Genomic DNA, 16348 nt, shown 5'->3' with positions numbered 1-16348 from the left:
GACATCAGGCTAGTTCGAGCCCGAGGTCCTCAGCCGAAATGCCCAGCCGCTTGATCTGATCGGCGACGGGAGGCCATAATTCGTCCAGAAACCGCCGCCGTTCCGCTTCGCGCAGGCGGCGCGCGGCGCCTTCGGCCACGAACATGCCGACCCCACGCCTGACCACTATCAGTCCGTCATCCTGAAAACATTGATAGGCCTTGGCGACCGTCAGCGGATTGGCGCCCTGTTGAGCGGCGAGCGCCCGGACGGAAGGGAGGATGTCACCGTCGCGATAGCTGCCGTCGAGTATCGAGGCAGTAATGATGTCGCGAAGCCGCAGATAAACGGGTTTTGACTCATCGGCCATGAGTGCATCAGTGCCATAATACAGCGATGCAGGCAATGCGATGAGCCGAGTCCGTTGCCGCAATCGCCTATCTATCTGTCCCAAATGGAAACTATTTTGTCATATTCTGGCCGAGGCCGTTCTTCCTGCGGCCGTCCCGGCGTGCCGATGAATATGAACCCGGCAAGGCGTTCCTCGCCATGCGCAAAGGCTTTGCGGACATCTTCGTTATAGGCGGGCCAGCCGGTCAGCCATCCTGCCGCAAAGCCCAGCGCATGGCTGGCGTGCAGCATGTTCATGATCGCCGCGCCCGCGGACAATTGCTGTTCCCAGACCGGAATTTTGCTCCCGGCGACAGGATCGGAAAGAGCAACGACCAGCGTGGGCGCCTGATGAGCGAACTGGCGCATCGCCTCCAGTTCCAGCCGCCCTGCATCTGGCTTCTCGCGTCGATAGGCGTCCTCCAGCAGGGCAGCGAGGCTTTCGCGCTTGTCATCCGGGACGATCACGAACCGCCACGGTGCCAGCTTGCCATGATCGGGCGTGCGCAGCGCGATCTCCAATATCTCGCGCAACTGTCCGGCATCAGGGCCGGGCGCGATAAGGTCGCGCGGTTTGCCGGAACGGCGGGTGCGCAGGAGCGAGAGCGGGGTGGTTGCATCGTTGAACATGGCGCTCCAAATGGCGCGGCTCCACGCAGGGCGCAAGTGCGGCCTGCTTTGACAGGGGCGGGATTTCCGATCTAGGCTTCGTATCACCTTGGTCCGGACGGGAAACGGATGGCGACCGCATCACCTATGACGCCCGCTTCGGGCAGGACATGGCTTGGCCACCCGCGCGGGCTTTTCCTGCTGTTTTTCGTCGAAATGTGGGAGCGCTTTTCCTTCTACGGCATGCGGGCTCTGCTGATCTTTTACCTGACGCAGCATTTCCTGTTTTCGGATCGTGACGCCGCCCATTCTTACGGCGCTTATATGTCGCTGATCTATATTTCGCCGCTGATGGGTGGCTATCTGGCTGACCGTTATCTTGGGCAGCGCAAGGCGGTGCTGTTCGGTGGCATCGTCATCGCCGCCGGGCACATCATCCTGGGCATGGAGGCGGACGGGGCGGCGAACAGCATGGGACTCGGCCTCTTCTGGTTGGGCCTTGCGACGGTGATCGTCGGCACCGGATTTTTGAAGGCCAGCGTGTCGGCAATGGTAGGTCAGCTTTATCCGCGCGACGATATGCGGCGCGATCCGGCCTATACGATTTTCTACATGGGCATCAATGTCGGCGCCACGATCGGGCCGGTGATCTGCGGCTATCTGGGACAGCGCTGGGGCTGGCACTGGGGCTTTGGCGCGGCGTCTGTCGGAATGATCGCGGGCGTCATCGGCTTTGTGCTGTGCAAGCCGCTGTTGCAGGGCAGGGGAGAGCCGCCCGATCCGGCGCGACTAGCGGAGCGGGTCGGCGGCGTCATCAGCCGGGAATGGCTGGTTTATCTGTCCAGCCTTCTTTCCATTCTGCTGTGCTGGCTGTTGATCCAGCAGCATGCGGTCGTGGGATGGATGCTGGCGGGCGCGAGTGCCCTGATGGTGATCTACATATTGTGGGAAGCGTTCGGCCGGATGGAGCGGATCGGGCGAGATCGCATGTTGGCGGCGCTGTTCCTGCTGGTGATCAATCCGCTATTCTGGGGCCTGTATGAGCAGACGGGGTCTTCGCTCAGCCTCTTTACCCACCGATATACGGACAGGAATATCTTCGGCTTTGAAGTGCCCGCTTCGATGTTCCAGTCGGTCAATGCCGCCTATATTCTGATCTTCGGGCCGATCATGGCAGCCTTGTGGATTGCGCTGGCGAAGAAAGGGCGGGAACCATCTACCCCTGCCAAGTTCGGTTTGGCGCTCATATTGGTTGGGGCGGGGTTTCTGATATTGGTGGCGGGGGCTGGCGCGCCTGGGGCCTTGACGCCGATCCTGTTCATCTTCCTTCTCTATCTTTGCCATACGCTGGGCGAACTGTGCCTTTCCCCTGTCGGTCTGTCGGCCATGTCGAAGCTCGCGCCGTCCCGGATGATCGGCCTGATGATGGGGATATGGTTTCTCGCGATGGCGCTTGGCGAATATGTCGCCGGGATGATCGCGGCTGCCACGGGCGGCACGGAAGGCGCGGCATCGAGGGACGGCGTGCTGAGCGTCTATGGCGAGATCGGCTGGTGGTCGATCGGTATCGGCGTGGTTGTCATGGCCATCGCGCCGCTGGTGAAGCGGTTGATGCATGCCGATAAGCTAGGCGGCGAAGAGGGCGCGGAGGCTGAGGCGCAGCGGGATAGCTTCGCCATAGTCGATCGTGCAAGCGACAAACCGGCCTGAACCGTCAGGAGGTCGCGCCCCAAATGTCGGTGGCGCGGATGAAGCCGCGCTGACCCCCGACGTCGAAGCCACACCAGCCATCATTGCAGGATGACAACCGACCGACCACGCCCTTTTCCGCGCGGAAAACGGTGCGTGCGCTTTCGCGCGCGGAATCCCGCATGGGCGCGACCGATGCGGTGACGATGGCGGTCGGCGTGTCGCTGAGCAGCCGGACGTGCATCCAGCCCTGCGTGCCAGCCGGATCCTCAATCTTGCGCCACAAGCCCAGCACCTGCACCACCTTCACCGGCAAGTCGCGGCGGCGATAGACCCAGCTTGAAGGATAATCCAGGCTGGGGCCGACGCGCATGCGCGCTTCGTCCTGGCTGAGCGAGGCCCAGTAGGGGACGGGTTTGGATGGCGCCGCTGATGTGCCGCTGGCAAACCACAGCGCGGCAGCGACGATTCCCGCTTGAGGCAAATACCTCTTCATCCCCGATCTTTTCCCCTTGAAGTGACAGCCGGTTATAGCGTCGGGCCGATGCGCCCGACAACCATTGTCTTGGACCTGTGCCATAAGCGCTTGACCACCGCCATCGCCAGGAATAGCGGCTGATCATGGCCAAGAAACCGCGTCCCGCCAAGCCGCGCGTCGTCGTGACGCGCCGCCTGCCTCCCAATGTCGAGGCACGGATGGCCGAACTGTTCGACACGGTGTTCAATGTGGGCGACGTGCCCATGGACCGCACGGCGTTGACCCGGGCGATGGCGCAATGCGACGTGCTGGTGCCTTCTGTGACGGATCAGATCGACGCGGCCCTCATCGACCTTGCGCCCGAACGTCTGCAACTGATCGCCAGCTTCGGCAGCGGCGTCGATCATATTGACCTCAGCGCGGCGCGGCGGAAGGGCATTATCGTCACCAATACGCCCGGCGTCCTGACTGAAGACACCGCCGACATGACGATGGCGTTGATCCTGTCCGTACCCCGAAGGCTCGCCGAAGGTGAGAAGCTGGTGCGATCAGGCACATGGTCCGGCTGGAGCCCGTCCGGCATGCTGGGCCACCGCATCGGCGGCAAGAAGCTGGGCATTATCGGCATGGGTCGGATCGGCCGGGCGGTCGCAAGGCGTGCGACGGCCTTCGGTCTGTCGATCGCCTATCATAACCGCCATCGCTTGCCCTTCGAGGTCGAGCAGGAGCTGCACGCCACATGGCACGCGGATGTCGATACGCTGCTGAGCGAATGCGACATCGTGTCGATCAACTGTCCGCTCAATGCCGACAGCAGGGGTATGATCGACGCCCGGCGCATCGCGCTGATGCGGTCGGATGCCTATCTCATCAATACCTCCCGCGCGGAAATCACCGACGAGCCTGCGTTGATCTCGGCGCTGGCGGAAGGGCGAATCGCCGGAGCCGGGCTGGACGTCTATGCGCATGAGCCAGCGGTCGACCCGCGCCTGCTCGCGCTGTCCAACGTGGTGTTGCTGCCGCACATGGGGTCGGCGACTTTCGAGGGACGGGACGCCACCGGCGCCCGCGTGATCGCCAACATCCGCAGTTGGGCCGACGGACACCGCCCGCCCAATCAGGTGCTGGAAGGCTGGGTCTAGATTGCAGGCAGCAGCAGGGCCTACCTGACCGTAAAACTGTATTTCCCTGCAATCTTGTTCTGGTCGACGCCAGCCACATGCCAGTTGAGGTTATAGCTGCCCACCGGCAAGGCGCGGGGGAGGGTGACCGTCAGGGTCCTGCCATCCCCTTCGATCGATGTCTTGAAGCCCTTGATCGGCATGGGCGCGTGGCTGGCCATCCCCGGCATCCCTGTCATGATCAGATCGACGCCGCTCGAAGTCGGAATTAGCTTTTCGGAGAAGGTCAGGCTGAGCTTTGCAGGCTTGCTGACGGTTGCGTTGGCCGCAGGGGTGGAGGACAGCAATTTTGGTTGCGCGCTTGCCAGAGAGGGTGTGGCGGCCAACATAAGGGCGGAGGCGAACAGGGTAGGGCGCATCGTGCTGAACTCCGGTAATTATTGGTCACGGGATATGGGCGTCTTCCCTGACCTCGCAAGGACAGGCATGAATTTTTGCATGAGGCTTTGGAAGGTGCGGCATATATCTTTCGGGAAAGGGGGCTGGGATCATGAGCGGCCTTGACCGTCGCGGTGTGATCCGGGGATTGGGCGGCGTTCTGGCGTTGAGTCCGCTATTCCCTGCCTGGGCGCGAAGCGGCACTGCGGGTTTGACGCGCACTTCCGAAGTGTTGAGCGGCGAAGATATCGCGCTGACCATCGGCGAAGAGCATTTTTCCACGGGTGGACGATCAGCGCATGCCGTTATGATCAATGGCACGCTGCCCGCACCGCTCATCCGGTTGAGGGAAGGGCAGAATGTCCGGCTATCGGTCACTAACAGGCTGAAGGAAGATACGTCGATTCACTGGCACGGGCTGATCGTGCCTTTCCAGATGGACGGCGTGCCGGGCGTCAGCTTCCCCGGCATCCAGCCTGGCGAGACCTTCACCTACGAATTTCCCGTGCGGCAGTCAGGCACCTATTGGTATCACAGCCATTCGGGCATGCAGGAGGCGGTCGGCCATTATGGCCCGATCGTCATCGATCCCGTCGGTGCCGACCCGGTACAGGCGGACCGCGAGCATGTGATTGTCCTGTCTGACTGGAGCCCAATCCACCCCCATATGCTGCTGAAGCGACTGAAGCAGATGGGCGGCTATTTCAACATGCAGAAGCAGACGCTCGCCGGGCTGCTGGCGGGCAAGGATCAGACCGCAAAAGAGCGCCTGCAATGGGGCGCGATGCGGATGGACCCGACCGATATATCGGACGTGACCGGATCGACATACAGCTTCCTCGTCAATGGGCACGGCACAGCGGAAAACTGGACCGGCCTTTTCACGCCGGGTGAGCGGGTGCGCCTGCGGATCATCAATGCTTCGGCCATGACCAACTTCAATGTCCGACTGCCGGGACTGGCGATGACGGTGGTGCAGTGCGATGGCCAGCATGTGCAGCCGGTCGAAACGGACGAGTGCCAGATCGGCATTGCGGAAACCTATGATGTCGTGGTTCAGCCCGTCGACGCCAAGCCCTATGGCCTGATCGCAGAGGCTATTGACCGGTCTGGCCTTGTCCGCGCGACATTGGCTCCGCGCATCGGCATGGTTGCGGAGGTGCCGCCGCTACGTGAGCGTCCTCTGTTGGGCATGAAGGATATGGGCATGGACATGTCCGGGATGGACATGGGGCAAGGCGGTGTGATCGACCTCAGCCAGCCTGCCAATGAAGGTATGGCTGGGCATTCCATGAAGATGCGGGACAAGTCCGTCGCGCCGCAGGTCAGCATGGGGCCGGGCGTCGCCACGCTTTCTCCCATGCCTGTGGACCGAACCGCTGACCGGCCGACGGGGCTGGAAAATGTTCCGCACCGGGTGCTGACCTATGCCGACCTCAAATCATTGCATCCGCACAGGGATCGGCGGACGCCATACCGGACGCTCGACATTCATCTCACCGCGAACATGGAACGCTATATGTGGTCGTTCGATGGGGTGAAGCTGTCCGACGGCGCCGAGCCCATCCCGTTCCGCCACATGGAGCGGGTGCGGGTGAACCTTATCAACGACACGATGATGCCGCATCCCATCCATCTGCATGGACATTTCTTCGAACTCGTGACGGGTGCGAACGAACATAATCCGCTCAAACATACGGTGAACGTCCTTCCCGGCGGCAAGGTGAGTTTCGACCTGACCGCCGATGCCTTGGGCGACTGGGCATTTCACTGTCACATGCTGATGCACATGCATGCGGGCATGATGCGCGTCGTGACGGTGCGTCATGAGGGGGCGGCGGCATGAGGTTCGCCCTCGCGGCGCTGGTGCTGCTTTCTCCCACGCTACCTGCTCAGGCGCAGCAGATGGACCACAGCCACATGCACCATGGCTCCATGGACCAGACGCCGCAAGTGGAGGATCATTCGTCCCATTCCCCAGCCGATGCGAGCAAAGCCGAGCCTGCTGCCGACCAGGATATCCCTCAAACAGAGCCGCCAGCACTGCCCAAGGATCATGCAGCGGATGCCTTCTACGGCGCGGCTGAAATGGCGCGTGCCCGCGCGGCCATGCTCAAGGAAAGCGGCGGCATGCGCTTTTCCAAACTGATGCTGGACCGCCTGGAATATCGCGCGGGCAAGGGTGCCGACGCCTATCATTGGGAAGGCGAGGGCTGGATCGGCGGCGACATCAATCGCCTGGCTTTCAAATCGGAAGGCGAGGGCAAGGCGAGCGGCAGGCTCGAACATGCGGAGGTGCAGGCGCTCTACAGCCGGGCGATCGATCCCTGGTTCAATCTGGAGGCGGGCGTGAGGCAGGACTTCGGCCCCGATCCCGACCGCACTTATGTGGTGGCGGGGGTTGATGGGCTTGCTCCCTACTGGTTTGAAGTGAGCGCTCAGGCGTTCCTGTCGAACAAGGGCGACGGGCATTTGCGGCTGGAGGCAAGCTATGACCAGCGCATCACGCAGCGGCTGATCCTGCAACCGGCGGCGGAACTGAACTTGGCCGCCCAGGATGTTCCAGAGCTTGGCATAGGATCGGGATTGTCGGACGTCGAATTGGGGCTGCGACTGCGCTATGAAATCGCCCGCGAGTTTGCGCCTTATGCGGGCGTGAACTGGGAGCGTAAGCTGGGCGAAACGGCTCGCATGGCAAGGACCGGTGGGGATAACGCATCTGTCGCCAGTTTCGTGATGGGCGTTCGTTTCTGGTTCTGACCGCACGTTTCTGAAGCGAGGGCAATAGATCGCAGCCCTAACGGCCGTGGAACCGGCTAGCGCCGTCATCGGTTCAGACAATATCTATTCATAGCGAAGGATTACATCATGATCCGTCTTGCCATCATTTCGCTGGTGATCGCTGCGGTGCTGGCCATTCTTGGCTTTGGCGGCGCGGCTGGCACCTTTGTCGGCATTGCGAAGATTCTCTTCTTCCTGGCGATCGCGCTGTTCGTCATCTTCCTTGTTCTCGGCCTGCTGGCTGGAAAAGGGGTCAAGAACGCCATAGATTGAATGCATGATCGAGATTGGCGCTGGAGTTGACGAAACCGGGAGACTGACGCGAGACGAAGCCGGTTTCCTGCTCCAGCGCGATCTGGGCGGAACTTTCCGGCTCGTGTTGCTACGCGTCCCTGTTGATCACGTTGAAAAGCGCGTTCGCGTGCAGGGCTATTATGCAGGCGATGAAACCGTGGAGGTTGAGGGAGTCGCTGCCATTTGATTAGTCCGTTGGCAGCGATCACGGTTCAGGCGGTCAGCGGATCGCCGGGCGGGACAGTCGTGTGAGTCTGTACAAAACGTGCGCAGGCGCCCACGCCGCGGTTATTTTCAAGCGGCAGGGCGGTTTCGCAATAGGCACATTCGGCCATCAGACGGCCTACCATCCATTGGCTTCGGCCACAGCTGGGGCAGTGGTTGGCTTCCCCGACATGATAATGGATGATGTATCCCCTTAGGGCCGGGTCAAATGACTTGCCGGTCACGAGGTTGGAAACTGGGCGCATCGTCTCTTCCTCCTCAGACATATTTTATCGGTTCATCCAGCGAAGAATATCATCGATATTTCAGAACACTGCGATACAACGACTTAAGTCAGAGCGCGCGACCCGCTTTATTTCCTGGTAATCCGCTCCATCTGCCAGAACGCGATTACACCTCAATGTATCCCGCGTGCACGGACGCCGTCTACAATAAAGATTTCCAGAGCGTTCCATTTCGCGCCTTCGCATTGACTTGGCGACGGCAGTCGCTATGGCGGCGGCCATCAAGGGACATACCCGCTTCGGCCATCGGTTGGGGCGCATCCCGCCATCTTGCCCCCCGTCATCCCATGTGCGGGTCAGGCTCCCGGCGGAATGTCGTTATCCTCCTAGCCCCTTGGCCGGGCATTGCGAGGAGACGCACGACTCATGACCGCCATCGGACAGGACACTCTCGGCACGCGCGACACTTTGAAGGTCGGCGGCAAGGACATTGCCTATTATTCACTGAAGAAGGCTGCTGCGAAGCTGGGCGACGTTTCGCGCCTGCCTTTCTCGATGAAGGTGCTGCTGGAAAACCTGCTCCGTTTCGAAGATGGCGTGACCGTCACCACCGACGACATCAAGGCGATCGTCGATTGGCAGAATGACAAGGGCAAGGCCGAGCGCGAGATCCAGTATCGCCCCGCGCGCGTGCTGATGCAGGACTTCACCGGCGTTCCTTGCGTCGTCGACCTCGCCGCTATGCGCGATGCGATGACCGCGCTGGGCGCCGACGCCAGCAAGATCAACCCGCAGGTTCCCGTGCACCTCGTCATCGACCACTCGGTCATGGTCGACGAATTCGGCACGCCCAAGGCGTTCGAGAAGAATGTGGAGATCGAATATCAGCGCAATCTGGAGCGCTATGACTTCCTGAAGTGGGGCAGCAAGAGCCTTGCTAACTTCTACGCCGTCCCCCCGGGCACTGGCATCTGCCATCAGGTGAACCTGGAAAATATCGCGCAGGCCGTCTGGTCGTCGCAGGATGAAAGCGGCGCGACCGTCGCTTATCCCGACACCTGCGTCGGCACCGACAGCCACACCACGATGATCAACGGCCTGGGCGTTCTGGGCTGGGGCGTGGGCGGCATTGAGGCTGAAGCCGCGATGCTGGGCCAGCCCGTCTCCATGCTCATTCCCGAAGTCGTCGGTTTCAAGTTGACCGGCACGCTGAAGGAAGGCGTGACCGCCACCGACCTCGTGCTCACCTGCACCGCCATGCTGCGCCAGAAGGGCGTCGTCGGCCGCTTCGTTGAATATTTCGGTCCCGGCCTTGCCTCGCTGTCGCTGGCCGACCGCGCGACGCTTGCGAACATGGCGCCGGAATATGGCGCGACCTGCGGCTTCTTCGGCATCGACGACAAGACGCTCGACTACATGCGTCTGACCGGCCGTACCGAAGAGAATATCGCGCTGGTCGAAGCCTATGCGAAGGAGCAGGGCTTCTGGATCGACCCCGCCGTCGAGCCGGTCTTCACCGACACGCTGGAACTGGACCTTTCCACTGTCGTCCCCAGCCTTGCAGGGCCGAAGCGTCCGCAGGACCGCGTTTCGCTGCCGGAAGTCGATGACGTGTTCAATGCCGACATGGCGAACGTCTACAAGAAGGCGCAGCAGCGCGTTCCGGTCGAGGGCAAGGATTTCGACATTGGCGATGGCGACGTCACCATCGCCGCGATCACCAGCTGCACCAATACGTCGAACCCCGGCGTTCTGGTCGCCGCCGGCCTCGTCGCCAAGAAGGCGAACGAACTGGGCCTGAAGCCCAAGCCCTGGGTCAAGACCTCGCTCGCCCCCGGTAGCCAAGTCGTCACCGACTATCTGGAGAAGGCGGGTCTTCAGTCGCACCTCGATGCCGTCGGCTTCAACCTGGTGGGCTATGGTTGCACCACCTGCATCGGCAACTCCGGCCCGCTGGCCGAGCCGATCAGCAAGGCGATCAACGAAAACGGCCTTGTCGCGGCTGCTGTCATCTCCGGCAACCGCAACTTCGAAGGGCGCGTGTCGCCCGACGTTCGTGCGAACTTCCTCGCTTCGCCGCCGCTGGTCGTTGCTTATGCGCTCAAGGGCACGGTGATCGAGGACTTCATCACCACCCCGATCGGTCAGGGCAAGGATGGTCAGGACGTGTTCCTGAAGGACATCTGGCCGACCAATGACGAAGTCGCCACCACCATGGCGGGCTGCATGGACCGCCCGATGTTCCAGGCGCGCTATGCCGACGTCTACAAGGGCGATGCGCACTGGCAGGCGATCGACGTCACGGGTTCGGCCACCTATAGCTGGCAGGCCGGTTCGACCTATGTCGCCAACCCGCCCTATTTCGAGGGGCTGAGCATGACCCCGGCGCCGGTCACCGACATTGTCGAGGCCAAGCCGCTCGCGATCTTCGGCGACTCGATCACCACCGACCACATCTCGCCCGCCGGTTCGATCAAGGCGACCAGCCCCGCTGGCAAGTGGCTGAGCGAGCATCAGGTGGCTCAGGCTGACTTCAACAGCTACGGCGCGCGTCGCGGTCATCATGAAGTGATGATGCGCGGCACCTTCGCCAATATCCGCATCAAGAACCTGATGCTGGACGGCGTCGAAGGCGGCATGACCCGCTATGACGGTGAAGTCATGCCGATCTACGACGCGGCGATGAAGCACAAGGCCGACGGCACTCCGCTGGTCGTCATCGGCGGTAAGGAATATGGCACTGGATCGTCGCGCGACTGGGCCGCGAAGGGCACCAACCTGCTCGGCGTTCGCGCCGTGATCGTCGAAAGCTTCGAGCGTATCCACCGTTCGAATCTGGTCGGCATGGGCGTGCTGCCGCTCCAGTTCAAGAATGGCGAGAGCAAGGACACGTTCGGCTTCACCGGCGATGAAACCTTCACCATCCAGAATGTCGCTGGCCTCAAGCCCCGTCAGGATGTGGACGTGATCGTCAAGCGCGCCGACGGTTCGACCTTCACCTTCACCGCGCTCTGCCGGATCGATACCGTCAACGAGCTGGAATATTTCATGAACGGCGGCATCCTGCAGTACGTCCTGCGTAAGCTGGCTGCCTGATCAACTACGAGAATTGCTAAGAAGGAAGGCTCTCTCCGTAAGGAGGGAGCCTTTTGTTTGTCAGAAGATCGTTCGCGCAGAGGCGCAGAAGCCGCAGAGAATGTTCGAGCTTACCGGCTCACCCTTCTTTCCAGACGCTCACTTGCCGCATTCCGTTGCGTCTCTGCGTCCTCTGCGTCCTCTGCGTCCTCTGCGCCTCTGCGCGAAAATCGTTCAACCTTCGCCAAGTCGCTGATAAGGGTTCCGCCGGAGGGTCGGCATGACAATTTTCATCGAACTCGTCGGCTGGCTCGGCGCGCTTCTCGTTCTGGGCGCCTACATCCTGGTCTCGGCGGGGCGATTGTCGGGCAGTTCAGCGGTTTTTCAGTGGATGAACGCGCTCGGCGCAGCATTCTTCGTGCTCAACACCTGGTGGCATGGCGCCATCCCTTCCATGGTGCTCAACATCATCTGGAGCGCTATCGGTTTTACGGCTCTGTGGCGGATCTGGCGCGGCAAGACGGCGGATGGCCGATAGGAGGGTTATCGCCTCCTCAAGAAAGGCTGGGGTGGCGGGCGCGCGTTTGATCTATTAGGCATCTCATCAGCAATGAAAAAAGCACTGATCGTCCGTCATGTGCCGCGAGAGGGAGCGGCCGGTTTTCTCCAGCCGATCGAGGCGGCTGGCTATGAGATTGAGCGGATCGATGTCGCCAGCCCCGAATTCGCCCATGTGGATTTGTGTACGCCCGATCTGCTGATCATGATGGGCGGCCCGATGGGCGTTTATGAGCATGACATTCATCCCTGGATCCCGGTGCAGATCGACAAGCTCGCCGCACGGTTGGAGCAGGACCTGCCAACGCTGGGCGTCTGCCTGGGCAGCCAGATGATCGCGGCGGCGCTCGGTGCGCGCGTTTATCCGGGTGAGGTGATGGAACTCGGCTTCGCACCTGTCGCGCTGCACGGCGCTGGCGCGGATTCGCCTTTGCGGCATATTCAGGACGTGCCAGTGCTGCACTGGCATAGCGATACGTTCGAGTTGCCGCGCGGCGTTGAACTGCTGGCCTCAACCAAAGCGTACGCGCACCAAGCGTTCCGCCGGGGCCGCAATCTGCTGGCGCTGCAATTCCATGCCGAGATGGGCGAGGACCCGCGCTTCGAGGATTGGTTGACCCATTTCTGGGCCGATCTGGACATCGCCAAACAGTGCGGCGTGGCCCTGCGGCGTGATCATGATGAACATGGGCCGGGCGCGGTCGCAGCGGGCCGTGCGATGATCGGCGATTGGCTGGCGAAGTTAAGCGGCTGACGGGCTGGGCCGGAATTTAGAATTCGACGTCCAGTTCCTCGACCTCATCCGGCTCTTTCCGGGCATCGTCGATCCACTCGCGCATCAGGTCCCAGCTGTTGACCGTGTCGCAATAGGCGGCTGCGGGGCCTTGCAACGCCACGGCATAGGTCAGGAACCGTTGCACGACGGGCGCGAACATGGCGTCCGCCACCGTGGGGCTGTCGCCAAACAGCCAGGGCCCGCCGTAGGAGCCAAGGCATTCGGTCCAGATCGCCTCGACCCGCTCAATATCCGGCTTGGCGCCTGAAAAGATCGGGAATTTCTTGTGCCGGACTTTCAGGTTCATCGGCAGGGCCGACCGCAGGTTGGCGAAACCGGAATGGATCTCACCCGATATCGAACGGCAATGGGCGCGCGCGATGCGATCCTTGGGGTACATGCCTGCGTTCGGATATAGTTCATGCAGATATTCCGCGATGGCCAGCGTGTCCCAAACGCTCGCGCCCTCGTGAGTTAGGCGCGGCACCAGCACGGAAGGCGTCAGCAGCAAAAGCTCAGCGCGGTTTTCCAGATTTTCCAGCGCCACCATCTTCTCGGTGACGCGTAGCCCGGCAAGGCGGCACAGCAGCCAGCCCCGCAGCGACCAAGAGGAATAGATCTTGCTCGATATGGTCAATTCCGCAACGGCCATGACGATCCTCCCGATGTTTATAGTTTTCCATCAAACATGATGCAGCGCAATACGCAAAAATCAGTATAACGAACGGTGGCGGCCGAATCGGCCGGGGGAACATTTTGGGGCGCCGTTCATACTATGACGATGCTGTATAGTGGCTATCAGGCTCTGGAAGACATGCTGGCTCCGGCGCGTTTCGGCGCGGAACTGGCCTTGAATCTCCGTGATAAGATGGGTCCGATGGCCGATTGGCCGATGCCCCGCCGCATGTTCGCGTTGATGGATGTATTCCAGGGTGCCCGACTCACGCACAAGCGTCCCGCCTATGGCGTCAACGAAGTCCGTAGCGGCAATGCTCTTGTTGCGGTGCGGGAAGAAGTGATGCTCGACCTGCCCTTCGGCAACCTGCTCCACTTCGCGAAGGATGACGTGGAAACGGAGCAGCCGCGCGTGCTGCTCGTGGCGCCGATGTCAGGCCATTTTTCGACCCTGCTGCGCAGCACCGTGCGGACCTTGCTGCGCGATCATGATGTCTACATCACCGATTGGAAGAACGCGCGCGATGTTCCCTTGTCGGCAGGGCGCTTCGGTTTTGACGATTATGTCGATTATGTGATCACCTTCATGCAGGAGCTTGGCCCGGGCGCACACATGCTGTCCGTTTGCCAGCCCTGCGTACCGGCCTTTGCCGCCGTCGCACTGATGGCCGAAGATGGCGATGCCGCGACACCACGATCCATGACGCTGATGGGCGGCCCGATCGACCCGCGTGCGGCGCCGACCGTCGTGAACGAACTGTCCAACGAGCGGCCAATCGAGTGGTTCGAAAGGCAACTCATCACTTCCGTGCCGATGCGTTATCGCGGTGCCGGTCGGCGGGTCTATCCGGGCTTCCTGCAACTGTCCGCCTTCCTGTCGATGAACCTGGAACGCCACGGCGCCCAACATCGCGAGCTGTATCAACTGCTGGCGGACGGGAAGGAAGAAGAGGCCGAGAAGATCAAGGATTTCTATCAGGAATATTTCGCGGTTCTGGACATGACCGCCGAATTTTACCTGGAGACGGTAGAGCGCGTGTTTCAGCGTACTCTGCTCGCGAAAGGCGAACTCAGGCATCGCGGTCGACTCGTCAATCCGGGCGCCATTCGCAAGACCGCCCTGCTGACGGTCGAAGGGGAAAAGGACGATATTTGCGCGGTCGGGCAAACGGCGGCGGCGCACGCGCTTTGCACGGGATTGCGGCCTCACCTGAAACGCCATCACCTGCAAATCGGCGCCGGTCATTATGGCGTGTTTTCCGGTAGCAAGTGGGAGAAGGAAGTCTTCCCGCAGGTCCGCAACATGATCCTGGCGATGAACTGACCGAGAGTTAAGCGTCGCCCTCCGGTCGCGACCATATCCATGTTCCGCCAATTAGTGCGGCCGCCACTGGAATCAGGAACCAAGGGAAAGGCACCAGGAACAGCGCGAGCACTGCGCTGAACGTGAATGCCGCAAGCGCCGCCTTCTTTCCCCGGCGACTTATCGCGCCCTTGTCGCGCCAACGGCGGATATGTGGCCCGAAATGCTGATGATCGAGCAGCCTGGCTTCCAGTGCCGGGCTTGACCGGGCGAAGCAGAATGCCGCCAATATCATGAAGGGCACCGTGGGCAGCAGGGGAAGGGCAATGCCCAGAGCGCCAAGGCCCAGCGAAATAAATCCCGCCGCAAGATAAAGCGCCCGCCTCATCAGGCGGCGGGCAGTCGCAGCCGTACCATCAGCCCGCCTAAATCTTCACTTTCCTCCATCGCCACCGATCCGCCATAGATTTCCGCGACGTCGCGCACGATTGCCAGACCAAGGCCAGTGCCCGGCTTTCCGGAATCCAGCCGGACGCCACGGTCGAAAATGCGGGTACGTTCCTCCTGCGGGATACCCAGGCCGTCATCCTCGACCAGTATCTCGACCATGGATCCGGCGCGGCCAACCGTGGCGAACACACTGCCGCCACCATATTTTGCCGCATTTTCGATAAGGTTGCCCAGCATCTCGTCCAGGTCCTGACGCTCCACCCTGACGGCCGCCTCCTTGTCGCCATCCATGTCGATCCGCGCTTCGGGATAGAGGCGCTGGACGGCGCGCTCGACCGCTTGCAGGCTTGTCCATACTTCCGCCCGGCTCTGCGCCGCGCCACGCCGCCCAACCGCGCGGGCGCGCGCCAGATGGTGATCGACCTGCCTGCGCATCGTCGTCGCTTCCCGAATGACGGTTTCCCCAAGGTCTGCCGATTGCGCGGTCGCGGCGTTCATGATGACGGTCAGCGGCGTCTTCAGCGCGTGGGCCAGATTGCCGGCATGGGTTCGCGCCTCTTCCGCCTGCCGCTCATTATGGGCGAGAAGGGCGTTCAGTTCCTCTACCATGGGTAGCACTTCGGACGGCATCGGTTCGGTGACGCGGTTCTTTTCGCCAGCTCGCATCCTGACGATTTCCTTGCGCACCCGGCGCAGTGGCTGCAGCCCGTAAAGGGTCTGAAGCGTGGTAAGCACGATAAGCCCGAGCGCGAGCAGGGCAAAACTCTGGGTCAGTGTGGACCGCAATGTGGTGATCTGGTCGTCCAGACCGGCACGGGCAGCCGCGACCATGAACATCCAGCGCGTATCCGAACCGGGCAGAACGATGGTCCGCTCCATGATCCGCAAGTCCTCGCCCGGAAACTGCTTGCTATCATAGGCGTGGAAACTGCGGTCATCATGCTCGGGCAACACCCTAAGCGCCCGATCCCACAGCGATCGGGAACGCCAGTCCTCATGTCCCTTGGCGCTGATCTGGTAATAAAGGCCGCTATTGGGCTCCAGAAAGCGCTGATCGGCAAGCGGACGGTTGAACAGCACTTCGCCATCCGGTCCAATCTCGGCCGAAGCGATCATCGCCGTCAGCACATAGTTGAGCCCGTCATCGAAATTGCGTGTTATCGCCTGCGACAGCACACGGTCGAGTGCCAGTCCGCCACCCAGCAGCAGGATGCTGATCCACAGCGCCGCGATGCCGATCATTCGTCGACTGATCGATCCGGTGGAATGAACCGGGAGAGAGGC

Annotated in this window: 18 protein-coding genes; 10 read left to right on the top strand and 8 right to left on the bottom strand. The window is 61.5% G+C overall.

All coding sequences use genetic code 11. The features are described from left to right. Window positions 1-4: 4 nt before the first annotated feature. Both IZV00_RS07020 and IZV00_RS07015 read right to left on the bottom strand, forming a co-directional pair. Entirely contained in the window at window positions 5-349 is a 345-nt protein-coding gene (locus IZV00_RS07020; RefSeq protein WP_196226401.1) for a GntR family transcriptional regulator, read from the bottom strand. Between the two features lie 71 nt (window positions 350-420). Continuing rightward, a complete protein-coding gene (locus IZV00_RS07015; RefSeq protein ID WP_196226400.1) occupies window positions 421-999 on the bottom strand; it encodes a nitroreductase family protein in 579 nt (192 codons plus the stop codon). 108 nt (window positions 1000-1107) lie between these two features. Between IZV00_RS07015 and IZV00_RS07010 the strand changes: the two genes are divergently transcribed. After that, window positions 1108-2688 (top strand): peptide MFS transporter, encoded by a 1581-nt coding sequence (locus IZV00_RS07010; protein WP_196226399.1) that lies wholly within the window; start codon window positions 1108-1110, stop codon window positions 2686-2688. A 4-nt stretch (window positions 2689-2692) separates the two neighbouring features. Here the strand turns inward: IZV00_RS07010 and IZV00_RS07005 are convergent, their stop codons facing one another. Next, a complete protein-coding gene (locus IZV00_RS07005) occupies window positions 2693-3163 on the bottom strand; it encodes an SH3 domain-containing protein (RefSeq protein ID WP_196226398.1) in 471 nt (156 codons plus the stop codon). Between the two features lie 125 nt (window positions 3164-3288). Between IZV00_RS07005 and IZV00_RS07000 the strand changes: the two genes are divergently transcribed. Then, entirely contained in the window at window positions 3289-4287 is a 999-nt protein-coding gene (locus IZV00_RS07000; protein WP_196226397.1) for a 2-hydroxyacid dehydrogenase, read from the top strand. 20 nt (window positions 4288-4307) lie between these two features. Here the strand turns inward: IZV00_RS07000 and copC are convergent, their stop codons facing one another. Continuing rightward, window positions 4308-4685, bottom strand: a complete 378-nt coding sequence (gene copC, locus IZV00_RS06995) for a copper homeostasis periplasmic binding protein CopC (RefSeq protein ID WP_196226396.1) — start codon at window positions 4683-4685, stop codon at window positions 4308-4310. Between the two features lie 131 nt (window positions 4686-4816). Here copC and IZV00_RS06990 point away from each other — a divergent pair, with 131 nt between their 5' ends. The 4 genes from IZV00_RS06990 to IZV00_RS06975 all read left to right on the top strand — a co-directional run bounded on the left by IZV00_RS06990 (window position 4817) and on the right by IZV00_RS06975 (window position 7966). After that, window positions 4817-6550 carry a copper resistance system multicopper oxidase gene (locus tag IZV00_RS06990; protein ID WP_196226395.1) on the top strand — a complete coding sequence of 578 codons (1734 nt, stop codon included), beginning with the start codon at window positions 4817-4819 and terminating at the stop codon, window positions 6548-6550. Continuing rightward, window positions 6547-7464 carry a copper resistance protein B gene (locus IZV00_RS06985; RefSeq protein ID WP_196226394.1) on the top strand — a complete coding sequence of 306 codons (918 nt, stop codon included), beginning with the start codon at window positions 6547-6549 and terminating at the stop codon, window positions 7462-7464. Before IZV00_RS06990 ends, IZV00_RS06985 begins: the two co-directional genes overlap by 4 nt. Window positions 7465-7572: 108 nt before the next feature. Beyond that, window positions 7573-7758, top strand: a complete 186-nt coding sequence (locus IZV00_RS06980; RefSeq protein ID WP_196226393.1) for a DUF1328 domain-containing protein — start codon at window positions 7573-7575, stop codon at window positions 7756-7758. Between the two features lie 4 nt (window positions 7759-7762). Continuing rightward, complete coding sequence (locus tag IZV00_RS06975; RefSeq protein ID WP_196226392.1) at window positions 7763-7966, top strand: DUF5818 domain-containing protein; 204 nt, start codon at window positions 7763-7765, stop codon at window positions 7964-7966. 25 nt (window positions 7967-7991) lie between these two features. On the opposite strand, the gene IZV00_RS06970 is transcribed toward IZV00_RS06975, so the two are convergent. Further along, a complete protein-coding gene (locus IZV00_RS06970) occupies window positions 7992-8270 on the bottom strand; it encodes a hypothetical protein (RefSeq protein WP_230463325.1) in 279 nt (92 codons plus the stop codon). A gap of 384 nt (window positions 8271-8654) precedes the next feature. On the opposite strand from IZV00_RS06970, the gene acnA reads away from it, so the two are divergent. The 3 genes from acnA to IZV00_RS06955 all read left to right on the top strand — a co-directional run bounded on the left by acnA (window position 8655) and on the right by IZV00_RS06955 (window position 12615). Further along, window positions 8655-11324 (top strand): aconitate hydratase AcnA, encoded by a 2670-nt coding sequence (gene acnA, locus IZV00_RS06965; RefSeq protein WP_196226391.1) that lies wholly within the window; start codon window positions 8655-8657, stop codon window positions 11322-11324. 259 nt (window positions 11325-11583) lie between these two features. Then, on the top strand, window positions 11584-11841 hold the full coding sequence (locus tag IZV00_RS06960; RefSeq protein ID WP_196226390.1) for a CBU_0592 family membrane protein: 258 nt from the start codon (window positions 11584-11586) through the stop codon (window positions 11839-11841). Between the two features lie 72 nt (window positions 11842-11913). After that, the gene (locus IZV00_RS06955; protein ID WP_196226389.1) at window positions 11914-12615 is read left to right on the top strand and encodes a glutamine amidotransferase; all 702 of its coding nucleotides are present in this window, start codon (window positions 11914-11916) and stop codon (window positions 12613-12615) included. Between the two features lie 16 nt (window positions 12616-12631). Here IZV00_RS06955 and IZV00_RS06950 read toward each other — a convergent pair whose 3' ends face one another. Next, window positions 12632-13288, bottom strand: coding sequence for a glutathione S-transferase (locus IZV00_RS06950; protein WP_196226388.1), 657 nt, complete (start codon window positions 13286-13288; stop codon window positions 12632-12634). Between the two features lie 123 nt (window positions 13289-13411). Here IZV00_RS06950 and IZV00_RS06945 point away from each other — a divergent pair, with 123 nt between their 5' ends. Then, window positions 13412-14635, top strand: coding sequence for a polyhydroxyalkanoate depolymerase (locus IZV00_RS06945; protein WP_196226387.1), 1224 nt, complete (start codon window positions 13412-13414; stop codon window positions 14633-14635). A gap of 7 nt (window positions 14636-14642) precedes the next feature. On the opposite strand, the gene IZV00_RS06940 is transcribed toward IZV00_RS06945, so the two are convergent. Then, complete coding sequence (locus IZV00_RS06940) at window positions 14643-15002, bottom strand: YbaN family protein (protein ID WP_196226386.1); 360 nt, start codon at window positions 15000-15002, stop codon at window positions 14643-14645. Further along, window positions 15002-16306, bottom strand: coding sequence for a sensor histidine kinase (locus IZV00_RS06935; protein ID WP_196226547.1), 1305 nt, complete (start codon window positions 16304-16306; stop codon window positions 15002-15004). The genes IZV00_RS06940 and IZV00_RS06935 overlap by 1 nt, the downstream gene beginning before the upstream one ends. Window positions 16307-16348 lie beyond the last annotated feature (42 nt).

The sequence above is a fragment of the Sphingobium sp. Cam5-1 genome, assembly GCF_015693305.1.
Classification (GTDB): Bacteria; Pseudomonadota; Alphaproteobacteria; order Sphingomonadales; family Sphingomonadaceae; genus Sphingobium.
The sequence above is the reverse complement of the archived record's forward strand: the minus strand, read 5'-3'. Positions and strand labels throughout refer to the sequence as shown.